Below are 13,369 nucleotides of genomic sequence, written 5' to 3' on the forward strand. Positions count from 1 at the left end.
TACACCGGTGTAAAATATAAAACGCAAACCTGATAAATAATTACCATTTATATGCCAGACCCACCTTAAAATGCAAATTATTTGTATCTACTTTTGGGATGTCCCAGTAGAAAGAGCCATCATTATCAATAAGCCATTGATTATTTAGCGTACGAATATATGTTAAGTTTGAATTGATGATAAACCTGTTGAAATCCCATCCGAAGTTTGCACCAAAAGCGAAATCTATCCAATGCCTTCTAACTTCTGTTACAGATGAATTTGTATTGTATAAAAAATCATTATTATGAACTAAGCGATCAAGCGTAAAGCCAATTCTTTTCATTCCTTTCACCCATGAAACCTCTGTTGACTGGATATTACTACCCGGGCCAATGCCTGCGCCAAGTATTTGTCCCCGATTCGTATAGCCATCTGTAACCTGGTAGTGCGAATACCAGGACTCTGTAGGTCTCAAATTGGAAGTTTTTGACAACTCTAACTGTGTCATTTCAAATCCAAACTGGATATATTCATCTTGCGATCTCAAAGCAAATAATTTTCTGAAACCCAGAATGTAGGCGCGTGAATGTTCCGGCTCAGAGAGTAGATCGCGGATATTATAAGCATGATCATTTCTTCCAAACTCTGTATATAATTCGGCTTTACTTTCAGGCATCACCCATCTGGCAAAAACAGATAAATATTGATCTCTTTTTTTAAGATCCTCCTGATATACATTGGTTTCCCGGTTAACTCCTCCCTGTTTTTCCAATGCTGTAAATATGGGAAGGTAATCTCCAATACTTTTGCCCATATCTTTTCGATATATTACAAAGGAGCGATCAATTCCTAAAAAAAGATTGGGAATCCATTTTGGTTGGTAGGTAAAAATAAACCCGGAAAAATAGCGCCAGTCATCGGGTTTATTGGTATAATATTTTCTGTATTCAGGTCTCACGGTAGATGGTAAGTCAATCCCTGATGATTCCAATTTCCCTGCAATCATCTGCCCTTCAATCTTACCTAAATAAATATCTACTGGTTTGGTTGTATTTAAGGTTAAATGCTTAAATCCAGATGCCGTATTGCTCATTAAAAGAGAATTTTTTATGCCTGGCCCCCACCAAAGGTTTTCATTTGAAAGCCCTAATGATATAGGATTGAAGGTAAGACGGACAGAACTTTGCCCCCAAGAAAATTTATTATATGCCGATTCTCCAAAAGAAGAGGGATTATCTATTTTGTTGTATATATAGCTTGCATATGCCTTTTGAAAACCCGATTCATTTACATTTGATTCAGGACCGAGGAAGGATTTATTTTGCGCATATACATATTCTGGGTAAAGCTGAACACTTAATGGTCCCCACCTAAAGAAAAAGCCGGCAGAGATAGCCGCCTGGTAGCCCCTTGACTGCACCATTGAATTATCATTCATTCCAAAAGGAGCTTTGAAATTATATTGTTGTTGCAGCATTACCGGTAATGCAGAAATCTGCATATTTAGTTTTGCATTATTGAAAAGTGGCTTCAGCAGTTCCTTGTAGGTGTAAAAGGAATTGCCGTCAGTATCATGATCAAATGTAGGTAAAGTTAGCGGACGAACTGTAAATGAATTTCCAGTAGTATCTTTACCCAAAAGCTGTAAACGACGATATTGATCCTCCACATTTTCAAGCAAACCCAATGGAACGGTTTGTGAATGCGCAGTTCTTGCTCCCAACATAATGAGCAATAAAATTAATGCGGAATTAACGTGTCTGTATTTTTTCAAAGCAAAGGATATTTTTGGTGTGACTGATAAAGTTATATAAAAAAAACAGCTTTCAATGATTTATACAAATGCTGTCAAATTGTAAACTAACGCCCCGTAAGGTAAAGTCGCCCTTCCAGATTAAACCTGACAGCAATAAAGCAAATCAATGCCGAAATAGCAAATAAGAACCCTTGCCATATAGAATCTCCGATCAGGCCGATTAAAACAACATTTATCATTGCCTGAGTAACTGAATAGAGCATTGCTACTGATAAATGCGACCAGGCAAGCTTGCTCGTTAGGTATTGATAAAAATGTTTTTTGTGTGGTTCAAATATATTTTCTTTCCCTAACATCCTAAATAATATTGTGGATCCGGTATCAAGTCCATAAAGAAGGAGAAATAAAACATAATTAACGTTATGGGTTTTTAACATTAACTGGCCGATCAGGAAAATAATGACGAATGCTATTCCAACACTACCTACATCTCCGGCAAAGCATACCGCTTTTTTCCTGAAATTGAAAAAATTGAAGATCACAACCGACATCGCAAGTATTAAAAGTAGGTTAGCAGACGTAAAAGCAACTTTTTGATTCATGTAAAAAAGTGTACCGATCGTTATTAAGCTATACGAACCGGTTATCCCATTTATACCATCCATAAAATTGTAAGCATTTAAACTGCCAATTACCAATACCAGTAGAATAGGAATCCAATACCAACCTAGTTGTAAGATATCCAATTGAAAAAAAAGCAGGCCCACTGAAGTTAAGTGCACTGCAATACGAGTTAAACTACTAAGTGAAGAGATGTCGTCCCAAAAACTAATTAGGGAAATCAGAATGAGACCCAGCATAAAAAAAGGATACTGAAAACCATAAGATAGGAAAAACAATAGTGCTCCAAAGCAGAAAATAATTCCTCCTCCCCTGATCGTGATGGAACTGTGTGAGCTTCTGTGGTTGGGCCGATCAACAATATCATATATTTTGGCTATCCGAAAGAATAGCACCTCGACGATCAGCAATATTGCAAAAAATGCAATCATTAAAAAATAATTCATAAGTAGCTCAAGTAAAATGGTAGATAGACATCAAAATCTCAGAAAATATGGTAGAATTACAAAAGACAAGCCTGTGTGTGACAACATTATATACCAAAAGATTTAACAGTTAACTTCAATCCCTCAACTGCGTTTTGAGGCATATCTTCTCCAATTATAGCCTTTATTTTAGCATTGTTGACACGATAATCTTCAGTAAGTTTAGTCAATCGATCGGAATTCAACGGAAGGTTAAATCTATCTCCGATCCGGGAAAGAAAAATAAGTAGTTTTTTAGGAATATGGAGTAGCCTTGGTTTTTTACCAAGTACAGCCGCTAAAACCTCCACTACCTGATTAGTGGATAGATAACCATCATCGGATAGGTTATAAATACCAGAGGCTGGGGACAGCTTAAGTAACCTGATTATAATAAAGCAAAGATTTTCAACAGAAAGAAATGATCTATGGTTATCAAAGCTTGCAAAGGGATAGGGTATGCCAGCCTTTACAAATTTATATAACAGATTTAAATTTCCCTTGTTGCCGGGTCCATGAATCATACATGGCCGCAGGATATAAAACCTCTTGTCAGGTGGTAATGGCTTGGATAGCATATAGGTCTCTGCTTTCAGCTTTGAACGTCCATAATGTGTTGTGGGATTAGGAACACTTTCTTCATCTAGCACCCCGTTTACACTATCTGCTGAAGCCTTTACAGAGCTTAGGAAAATAAAAATTTTAGCGTTAGAGCTCAAGAATGCATCAAAAAGCTTTTTTGTTAATTCAAAATTTACTTTATAGTATTCGTCAGCATCGGGAGTTTTTTTTAAATCATGAGCTTTTCCAGCTAAATGGATGAATGCCTCGGCGTCAATAGGTAATGCAAACTCCCGACTGTTAATCTGTTCTCTCGACAGTACGCTTACCTCTTCTCCACAGCTGAGCAGATAGGGAATTAAGTTACTTCCCACAAACCCACTTCCCCCTGTTAATGCAATTTTCATAATATTATTTTAAATTTCCAGCTCAGGTTCTTCAATCTAATTCAAACTTTCATCTCGTTGATATTGATCTAAATCTTGATTTAACACCTTGTTATTTATTATTTTTCTTCTTTTATCTATCCATCCCCATTTACTAAAATATGAAATTGCGGAATTTAGAAATATCTTAAATAATCGCTTATTTTTATTTGCCCCTGCCTGATAACCATGATAAACACTTACACTGGGAAAATAAATAGTTTTATATTTTTCATTCATCCTTCTGGAAAGGTCCCAATCTTCAAAATACATAAAAAAACGTTCATCATAGCATCCGATTTCTTTTATAGCAGACAGATTAAGTAAAGTGAAGCATCCGGAAAGAATTGGCGCTTCATAGATCTTGTTTCTCGGAATTTCCCGGAGTTCGTATTTGGCAATAAAGCGATCATAAAAAATGTCAAACTTATGCAGCTTACGCCTTATTATCCAAAAAGGATTTGGCAACAGTTTTGGCAGATATTGTACAGTCCCATTATCATTCAAAATTTCAGGCATGATCATACCCACCTGAGGATTTAATGCCATAAAAGCAACCATAGGAGATACTACATCTGTGTTAAAGTAAATATCAGGATTTATGATAAAATGATATTGAGACCCTGCCTTAAGTGCCAAATCGACCGCTATGTTATGCCCGGCACCAAATCCCGGATTTGATGGTGTATGGATATAAACCAGGTTAGCACGTTCACAATAAGGCCGAAGGAGCGCTGTTGGCGAATTATCAACCGCATATATTTGCATATGCCCAAGTTTAATTCCAAAACTATGAATCAGTTTGTTCAACTGTTCAATGGGTGTATTATATAATACTATACTTCCTGAAATTCTTATCATATATTTTGTTTTACCCTTAGCAGTTCTTCATTACTGCAAAAATCTCGTCAGCAGCGGTCTTCCACTTATATCGCTCCCTTAACTCTTTAAGCCGGTTGTCGTATTTACCCCTATCAATGGTATCATGCAAAAATGATAAAACTTTCTCCACGATTTGCTCTAGATTTTCAGGATCAATATATAATACGGTATCTCCATAAATTTCCGGAAGGCAGGATCTGCTAGATACGATGGAAATCTTGTTGAAAAACGCCGCTTCAATTGGAGGAAAGCCAAAGCCTTCGTGAAGTGTAAGATAAAGATTTGCCTCACAGTTTGCGTATAACCAGCATAACTCTTCATTTGTGACATAAGGGAGTATGTTAACATTTTTTAATCCTCTAGACAAAATCTCATTTTCAACCACACTTCTGTAGTTTCCATGGCATCCAACAATCACAAATTTACAGTTTGTATCCTTCAAGGCTTCTGCAACCTTCAATAACATCATTATATTTTTATGCGGATAGTTTGCCCCCACAGTTAAAAAATATTTGTCGTTTGCAAGTTCCTTAAATTGTTCGTTTAAGGGTGGCAAAGTTGTTTCTTTCAATTGCTGAAAAAGGTGGTCAGCACCATTGTATACGGTAAATATATTTGATGATGGAATTTTGATTTCTGATAAAATATTTTGCTTAGTAAAATCTGAAATCGCAATGATCAGAGATCTTTTCGCAATAAGAGGAACAAGGTATCTAAAATACCAATACTGCATCCTATTCTGATAGGGATAGCTTAAACAGATTAAATCATGTATTGTAATAATCTGTTTACCAGAGCCATAATAACCATGGGTGGAGGGGCTATAGGTAAGATTAAAAGCCCGGGCTATTTTTTTAAGCACCAATAGATTCCATACCAACCTATGTACTGACAGACTTTTTTTACAGACCCATTCCATAAACGCTGGAAGCTCTATTTTTCTCAATCTATCTTTGGGTAGAAACTCCAAGTGAGCATGATCATAACTGTAGACCAAATAGTCAACATCATCACGCTCAAAATTAATCATTAACTGCTTGAGAAGCTCAATGGTGTAAATACCTACACCATTAAGCTTTTGCCCCAAGATCGAAGCATTTATCAATATCCTCATTTTTTAATTTTTTGGCTCCTCCCAACCTGCAGAACCGATTGCGGCATAAATATTAAAGTATTTATTGACGGCATCAGCGACATCAAATCTTTTTACATTTTCCAGGCCTGATGAAATAAGCATTGTTCTATAAGTTTCCTCGGATATTACCTTTAGCAATCCTTCACGTATAGATTCCACACTATAAGGGTCAACAATACAAGCCGAACCACCAGCAACTTCTAACATCGGCTCTAAGGCTGACGTCACTATACAGCGTCCAACGGCATTTGCTTCAATTATTGGCATTCCAAATCCTTCATATATCGAACAAAAACAAACAACATCGCACGCTACATATTCATAGAGGATTTCCTCATCTGAAAGGTTCTGCAATACTTTATAACTAATGGAGCTGTCAATTAACTTTTTTTCCAGTTCCGGATTTAGCTGACCAACAATTGTAAACAGGCATTTTATTCCTTTAAGGGCCGAGATAACATTAACCAGATTTTTATTCCAAGAAGTACCAATTTGCAGTATTGAAGGACAGTGGTCATTAAAAACTTTTGGTGTGAATTGAAATGATGGATCAACTGCGTTATGGATAAAGCTGACTTTTCTTCCCGGAACAATCTTAAGAAGCTCATTATAAGTAGTTTTTGAGATGCAAACCACCCGGTCAGCAAAAAACACAGGAATTGAAAACCAAAACCACTTAATAAGTAACTTTTTTAAAGGATTGGAAATCCGGTCCATCATACTCAGATCATGCACGGTTAAAACCGTTTTACAACCTATCAAAGCAAGCACACAATAATGAATGTCTCCTGTTATATGATTTATTCCATTCCGGTTTCTTTTTTTATATACAAACAAAAGATTTCGGATTATGCTATATGGATCTGCGCGGCGAGCCGGCACAAAAAATTCTTTACAACCGATCTGTGCACCCATCCCATCAACAAGAGATCTAAACACCTTAGCTATACTAAAACCGGCCGCATTGCTGCGATAAAAAAAAGTGACATTCATAGCGCTGCTTATTTTAATTCTCTTATATAGTCCGAATTGATGAATAGTCCCTTGTAGGGTAAAAACAAATCTGCATATTGGGCAATAGATTGGAAAAAATAGAGTACACTTAAAAGGAAAAAAAACATCAGGATAACTACACGGTCTTTCTCAAATTCGAAAAGAAGTAACAAAGAGCTCAACAATATGGGTTCAAACATGTTGAAATATAAGCTTCCCCTACTTACTAAAATCGTTAGTGAACTTGAAAACAGAAAGTAAAGCAATATGCCCACAATATATGCATTCAGTATAAGATTATAATGGATTAGCTTAGTTGAAAGCCGTTCTCTGGCATAAAGAAAAATCAATACAAACAAAATTCTTTTCACTAACCCTACAGTACTAACACTGTAGTCTTTTGCGGCATCGAGGCCGCCTTCTAAATAAACCAATACCTTATCTCCGATTCCCCCGATCCTTCCCAATAAATTGAAGGCAGTAATCGGAATTGCAGTTTTGCCGAGTACCACGGCCATCATGATAACAACTATCAGGCCATATGTGTTAAAACGCCTGTCTAAAAAATATAGCGGAATACAGATGATAGCAGTAGTATGAAACAGCGTCGCCAGTATGATGCAGAAAAAGAACTTATAGGGATTTTTATGAATTATAAATTTACAGCTATAAAGTATGATGGATATGGCGATCAATTGCCTATGTGATCCCATTACGCCCATTGTAAAAGCGTAAAAAAGCAGCACGCAGATGAAAAAATATGGCGAAAAAAGTTGAATTCCTTTAAAGACAATCCAATAATAGATAAGCGAATGAACAATTAAAAGTACGCTATAATCATTCGAAAATATTTTTACCAGCCAACAAAGAACACTGTAACCATACTCCATTCCGGTTACTAAGGGTGAGGTACTTGCGAAAGTATCAATATTCTCAAAATGTGTCAGGTAAGGAACCCAATCTGTTCCGGTTTCCCACCTTAAGCCAATCTGCAAAACGATAATGAGATAGGTTACAATATAAAAGCCCCTTTTTAACCCATCGGATAGCGGATAACGTACCTCCAGAAAAGAAAAGCAAAAAAGCAAAAAATATGTAACCAAATATACACCCACTTAATTCTATTTAATACACTTCAAAAAGTTTATTACACTGATTATCAACACTATAATTTACCGAAAATAATATCTAACATTTGCTTGATTCTGATATCATAAGTGTGGTTCGCAAGAAAATGTGCCCGTTGTTTTGTCGCCATGTCATAGCGCTCTTCAGGTTGCTTAAGGTAATAAATGATCTTATCTATAGCTTCATCAACTTTCCTGAAAGTAAATCTTTCTGAAGCAATGCCTGAAAAATCCTCAACAGCTGGTTTGTAATCGCAGATCTGAAACCCTCCCGCGCCGGCTATTTCAAAAAATTTGCAGTTTACTGATTCAATCTCTGCATAATGAAAATTATTGAAAACAACTTTCGATCCGACCAGAATTTCACTTTTACGTTCACCTGTAATCCATTCATCCTTAAAATATTTTTTTAATTCCTGATCTGAATTCTGGTTGTTTCCGAAGATGGTGAGATTAAGACCCGCCGCGACTAGTTTTTTGAGCATTCCAGCTCTATATGGATAAATCGATCCAAATGCCACCACATCAATATTTATTTTTTGCTCCAAGGTTATTCTATCTATATTGGGCATTCTGTGGAATCTATCGTTGAAGGCTTCCGGAAGAAAATAGGCATTAAGTCCCGCCTTATTTCTCATAAAATCAACAATATAGGGGTCCTTAGTAAAGAAAAAATCGTAGGGAGAGTAGAATACCTGCTGCTTTTCGAATGTAGTTAATGCGTCAGGATTTAGCTGAACTACCGGAACATGCGGAAGCGATCGCTTTATTTTTTGTATTGATATACTCGGCAAGAAACGATAAGTAGCAATCACAAGATCCGGAACAAAGTCAATCACTTTATTTGCTAAGTAATTAAACATGTAATCAACATATTTAGGTACAAACTTAGAAAACCAGTAATTATAAAGATACCTGATATTCACAAAATCGGACATATCAACATGATACACTTCATGGCCTAAATTTCTAAGTGCATCAGCCGTATGAAATTCTATGGTGTCAAAATCCTTATTCCCAATTAACGCTATTTTCATGTATTACTTTTCTTTAAATTAAATCTGAAATAAGTTTTAAAATCATCCATAGGATAGCCCGGTTTAAATAACATTAGGATTGCATCAATAAATGAAATGACCCTGAGGCTTAAGTATTCCCAATACGGTCGGTTTTTCCGAAAATAGGTGAAAGCACTCTTTTGAACCATTATAATTTTACTGACACTTACATTTACACTACTCGATTTTCCTTCCAGATGCACTATCCTGGGTCCTTTAATTATGATATTAGTATATCCCATACGACTGATCCTTAATTGGAGATCTGCCTCCTCATAATACATAAAATAACTTTCGTCAAATCCTCCGATGTCCAGGAACAAATCTCTACTCATGAACATATCTGCACCAAGAACATATTCTACATCAGTTGGGAAAGAATTTTCTACGGGCTGATCTGCGAATTTTGCAGAAATTGCATGAATACGCGAGGCCAAGTAGGTTTTAAGACGAGGGAACTTGCCACCCGTCCCGTTAACCATTAGTTTTTCATCAAGTAATTCAGCACCTAAGCAACCTAGTTTATTTGTTTGATGAGAATCAAAAAAATCTATAAATATCTTTATTGCATTATTAATGAAAAAGGTATCAGAATTAAGAAAGAAAAGATATTTTCCTCTTGCTTTACTGGCTCCAAGATTATTAGCGCGTCCAAAACCCAGGTTAACCGGCGACAGTATCAAATTTATCTCGGGAAATTCATTGGAAAATAATTCCTGTGACCCATCGTTGGAAGCATTATCCACCAGAATTACTTCATAAGATATATCGCTAGACCAATTTCTGATGGACTGCAGGCAGTTCATGGTCAACTCTTTTGTATTATAGTTTACTATGATGACTGAGCACTCCATTAGTAGGATTTAATGTTTTTAATTACAAAATCTAAATTTTCCTTAAAGGTATAGTTTCGGTTAAAAATCCTTGTCAGGTTCAATACCATATCAGTGAATAGATATATCGGGTAGTTTTTTTTATCATTTTTTTTAAAATAATAGTTTCTACTAATCTGATTAACCAACCGCTTAAAAGGAGAATATTTTTGCCTATCGGTACTTCCACCCTCAAGATGGATAATGGAAGTTTTAGTTATAACATAACATTTGTATCCTAGCTTTCTTAACGCCATTTGCATATCAGACTCTTCATAGTACATAAAATATGCATGGTCAAAGCCACCAACGGCATCGTAATGTTTTTTTCTCATAAACATATCTGCTCCGATAACATAATCCAATTCAAAGAACGGGAGGTTAAAATCATAAGTATCTCGAGCTGGTATTTTTTTGTTGGTAACTTTCTCCTTAATCAGATAGTAATATTCCATTAAATCATTTTTGACCCAGGGGAAACCACCACCAGAATTAATAGTCTGTAAATTTTCATCCACAAGTTTACAGCCCAGCACTCCTATTTTTAATGCTTGTTCATTTTCGCAATAAAAATCATAAAGCATCTTAATCGAGTTTTCATACAAAATTGTATCAGAATTCAATAGGAACAAGAATTCGCCCGTTGCATGTTTTACCCCAAGATTATTACCTTTTCCAAATCCAAGGTTTTTACCCGCATTAATAAACAGTACCTCTGGAAATGATTTTGTGATCAATTCATAAGAGCCATCAGTAGATCCATTATCAACTATGATAACCTCATATTTAACCCCGATAGTGTTATTATATAAACTAGTTAAACAGTTGTAAAGTAATTGCTTTGTATTGTAGTTGATGATGATTATCGAAATATCCATATTATCTTTTTGATCGAGGTAAATAGGACTTAACAGTGCTTTCAATCTCCAAAAGTAACGAATTTTTGAGAAAGAAACGCTGAATCAAAATCAGGTAAAGGAATGAAGCCGTAAATACGCTTATAAGGATCACCATACTATTCGTAAAGTTTGCTCTTGCCACCCAGCAGAATAAAACATAAGGAAAAGCATAAAGGGTGTTTATAATAAATTTCCGGTATGGTATTGTCAAGTTGACCTCTCTTTTCACAAAATAATTTGCACTTATCACAACAGCTATTTCTGACAATAACAATGCAATCGAAGACCCTATGGCCTGTAGCCTATGAACCAACAGAACATTTAAAATAATCCCCACCAGTGCGCCTGCCAGAGAGTTAATAAAAATATGCTTGTCATTATTAAAAGGCATTAAAATCTGAATAATAAGAATTTCAGCAATACCTATTATCAATATCAGCGGCATGACGATCTGCATTGGGACTACAGCACCTTCAAAACCAGGCCCGGCTATAAGATGGACTATCTGCGGAGCCAGGAGTGTACCTATTACCAAAATTGGAATGCTCAGCACAAACAGCGCATCGTATGATTTTTCAATCAGTTTTTTAATCTCTTCAATTTTATTCTGCGAAACCAATTGGCTCATCCTAGGCAACATTACAGTAGTAAATGCGGTGAATACGGAAAGTAAGATTGTATATATTTTAGTTGCTGTGGTATAATATCCAACTTGCCTGTCACCTGAAACAAAGCCCAAATAAATTACATTAAACGAGGTATACATGTAGGTAAGTAAACTATATATCCCCATTATGACTATTGCTCTCCAATATCTGACTATATTTAGCTCCTTAAAACTAAAGGTGACGAATTTTCTGGAATGATACAGGTTAAATGCGGCACCAATTACAGTAATCAATACCGTAAGCAGGAAATAAATCTGATAATCGCTACTACGCTTTACCAGAAAAAAAACTAGTATAACATAACAAAACTTTATACCTATACTTCTTGCTGTTATGAACTTAAAATTTTCGAGTCCGGCAAAAAACCACTCTACCATAAAAAGTGTAAATACGATCTTTCCCAGTCCCATATATAGCAATAACCTATATTCCTGAAACTTTGCTACATTAAATATTACACAAACATACACCAAACAAACCAATGTAGTTGTAATGAGATTGAAAACCAAAAAACTGGAAAATACCCTGTTTAATAAAAGTCTATCATCCTTGGCTTTGGCTATCTCCCGGATGCCAACCGCACCGATGCCAAGGGACGCAAAAAGCAGGAAGTAATTTATAACTCCGTCTACAAAGTTACACTTCCCCATGTTTTCTACTCCCAAAACCCTGGAAACGTAAGGGAAAGTGAGAAAAGGAAAAATATAGTTAGAAACAGATAATATGCCGTTGTAGAAAAAATTTTTCTTTATGCTCATTTACATACTTGTTTTATTTTTTCCATCATAATTGCTACATACCTATCCCAGGTATATTCACTAACAGCCTGATGTGCTAACATGGAAGACCGGGAAAATACATTTGAATTAAAAAGACTTAAAATATGTTGTGTGAGTTCAGCTACGGAAAATTGCCTGCAATAGCGCCCAAATTCTATTTCATTCCCGAATTCTGACGTAAATTCTTCATAGGGTGAAATAATAATTGGTGTATAGAAATACATTGCCTCGATTGTTGAAGAGTACCCGCCCCAAACTGGCGTTGGATTAACAAAAATGCGCGCATTAAGTAAAAGTTGATAATATATATCTCTTTCCATTGCATCTGCCTTGTCCAGATATCCGTAACAATGAACATCATCAGGTAATTCACGACCGAACTGCTCTTCCGTGATCCCTACAATGTTCACTTTCATTGATGGAAAAGTGGACTTAAGCTCTTGATAGGCCTCGATTAATAGATTAGCACCACTAATATAATTTACACTACCTATAAATAGAAGATCGTGTGAGTTGTTTTTTTGATCTATAATTTCTTTCTCTATCAATTCTTTCTGATAAAGGCTATTTATTACGTTCTGTTTAAGATGACAGATATTTTCCTTTGCATATCTGTTTTTCATATCTTCTGCAGATTTGGGAAATAATGATATGATAAGATCAGATTTTTCAATTACTTTTCGCTGTCTATCTATTGCTAACTGTTCAAAGTAATATGGACGTCTCCCCATACGCTGATTTATCCCTATGTGCAGGTCCCAATCACAAAAAAGAACATTTGGCTTGTTGGAAAACCTGTTAAGAAAACTAAAATTCGTAAATATGTTCAGATCCGCATTGGGGTATCTTTTGTTAAACCGTTTAATCCTCTGGTTGGTTAATAGATCATTCATCCAGGTTCGCTCATAAAGAAATACGTTATCCTTTTTTATATATCGCGTTAATGGATGTATAAAACGGTTAAATATAAATTGGAGAAGCCTATTAGGTGTGATATTTATTCTATTAACGGTATAACCACTTTTTTCTAATGTCTTGGTTAGCAGGAACGGTACATTGGACCAAGTTCGGGCAAGCGAAGAATCACCCAGGGTAAACACATTAATTTCTCTGATTTCTTTCATATTCGTCAAGCTTACTAAGCCTT

12 protein-coding genes are annotated in these 13,369 nt (G+C 35.8%); all 12 read right to left on the bottom strand.

The genetic code is table 11. The features are described from left to right. Positions 1–40: 40 nt before the first annotated feature. Positions 41–1,756: a capsule assembly Wzi family protein gene (locus PGN18_RS09425; protein WP_335319211.1), complete on the bottom strand. Its 1,716-nt coding sequence runs from the start codon at positions 1,754–1,756 to the stop codon at positions 41–43. Between the two features lie 86 nt (positions 1,757–1,842). After that, positions 1,843–2,805, bottom strand: a complete 963-nt coding sequence (locus PGN18_RS09430; RefSeq protein WP_335319212.1) for an MraY family glycosyltransferase — start codon at positions 2,803–2,805, stop codon at positions 1,843–1,845. Positions 2,806–2,891: 86 nt separating this feature from the next. After that, a complete protein-coding gene (locus PGN18_RS09435; protein WP_335319213.1) occupies positions 2,892–3,791 on the bottom strand; it encodes an NAD-dependent epimerase/dehydratase family protein in 900 nt (299 codons plus the stop codon). A 36-nt stretch (positions 3,792–3,827) separates the two neighbouring features. Next, positions 3,828–4,670 carry a glycosyltransferase family 2 protein gene (locus tag PGN18_RS09440; protein ID WP_335319214.1) on the bottom strand — a complete coding sequence of 281 codons (843 nt, stop codon included), beginning with the start codon at positions 4,668–4,670 and terminating at the stop codon, positions 3,828–3,830. A 16-nt stretch (positions 4,671–4,686) separates the two neighbouring features. Next, on the bottom strand, positions 4,687–5,805 hold the full coding sequence (locus PGN18_RS09445) for a glycosyltransferase family 4 protein (RefSeq protein ID WP_335319215.1): 1,119 nt from the start codon (positions 5,803–5,805) through the stop codon (positions 4,687–4,689). Between the two features lie 3 nt (positions 5,806–5,808). Continuing rightward, entirely contained in the window at positions 5,809–6,819 is a 1,011-nt protein-coding gene (locus tag PGN18_RS09450; RefSeq protein ID WP_335319216.1) for a glycosyltransferase, read from the bottom strand. Positions 6,820–6,827: 8 nt separating this feature from the next. Further along, positions 6,828–7,922 carry an EpsG family protein gene (locus PGN18_RS09455; protein WP_335319218.1) on the bottom strand — a complete coding sequence of 365 codons (1,095 nt, stop codon included), beginning with the start codon at positions 7,920–7,922 and terminating at the stop codon, positions 6,828–6,830. A 62-nt stretch (positions 7,923–7,984) separates the two neighbouring features. Then, on the bottom strand, positions 7,985–8,983 hold the full coding sequence (locus PGN18_RS09460) for a CgeB family protein (protein ID WP_335319219.1): 999 nt from the start codon (positions 8,981–8,983) through the stop codon (positions 7,985–7,987). Then, the gene (locus PGN18_RS09465) at positions 8,980–9,858 is read right to left on the bottom strand and encodes a glycosyltransferase family 2 protein (RefSeq protein WP_335319220.1); all 879 of its coding nucleotides are present in this window, start codon (positions 9,856–9,858) and stop codon (positions 8,980–8,982) included. The genes PGN18_RS09460 and PGN18_RS09465 overlap by 4 nt, the downstream gene beginning before the upstream one ends. Continuing rightward, the gene (locus PGN18_RS09470; protein WP_335319221.1) at positions 9,858–10,754 is read right to left on the bottom strand and encodes a glycosyltransferase family 2 protein; all 897 of its coding nucleotides are present in this window, start codon (positions 10,752–10,754) and stop codon (positions 9,858–9,860) included. Before PGN18_RS09470 ends, PGN18_RS09465 begins: the two co-directional genes overlap by 1 nt. Position 10,755: 1 nt before the next feature. Next, positions 10,756–12,201, bottom strand: coding sequence for a flippase (locus PGN18_RS09475; RefSeq protein WP_335319222.1), 1,446 nt, complete (start codon positions 12,199–12,201; stop codon positions 10,756–10,758). Next, a complete protein-coding gene (locus PGN18_RS09480) occupies positions 12,198–13,346 on the bottom strand; it encodes a glycosyltransferase (RefSeq protein ID WP_335319223.1) in 1,149 nt (382 codons plus the stop codon). Before PGN18_RS09480 ends, PGN18_RS09475 begins: the two co-directional genes overlap by 4 nt. Positions 13,347–13,369: the final 23 nt, after the last annotated feature.

The organism is Pedobacter terrae (genome assembly GCF_036946585.1).
GTDB lineage: Bacteria > Bacteroidota > Bacteroidia > Sphingobacteriales > Sphingobacteriaceae > Pedobacter > Pedobacter terrae_C.

Coding starts and splice junctions, on each gene's coding strand:
- PGN18_RS09430 (WP_335319212.1), bottom strand. CDS start 2,805: ATGAATTATTTTTTAATGATTGCATTTTTTGCAATATTGCTGATCGTC.
- PGN18_RS09435 (WP_335319213.1), bottom strand. CDS start 3,791: ATGAAAATTGCATTAACAGGGGGAAGTGGGTTTGTGGGAAGTAACTTA.
- PGN18_RS09440 (WP_335319214.1), bottom strand. CDS start 4,670: ATGATAAGAATTTCAGGAAGTATAGTATTATATAATACACCCATTGAA.
- PGN18_RS09445 (WP_335319215.1), bottom strand. CDS start 5,805: ATGAGGATATTGATAAATGCTTCGATCTTGGGGCAAAAGCTTAATGGT.
- PGN18_RS09450 (WP_335319216.1), bottom strand. CDS start 6,819: ATGAATGTCACTTTTTTTTATCGCAGCAATGCGGCCGGTTTTAGTATA.
- PGN18_RS09460 (WP_335319219.1), bottom strand. CDS start 8,983: ATGAAAATAGCGTTAATTGGGAATAAGGATTTTGACACCATAGAATTT.
- PGN18_RS09465 (WP_335319220.1), bottom strand. CDS start 9,858: ATGGAGTGCTCAGTCATCATAGTAAACTATAATACAAAAGAGTTGACC.
- PGN18_RS09470 (WP_335319221.1), bottom strand. CDS start 10,754: ATGGATATTTCGATAATCATCATCAACTACAATACAAAGCAATTACTT.
- PGN18_RS09475 (WP_335319222.1), bottom strand. CDS start 12,201: ATGAGCATAAAGAAAAATTTTTTCTACAACGGCATATTATCTGTTTCT.
- PGN18_RS09480 (WP_335319223.1), bottom strand. CDS start 13,346: ATGAAAGAAATCAGAGAAATTAATGTGTTTACCCTGGGTGATTCTTCG.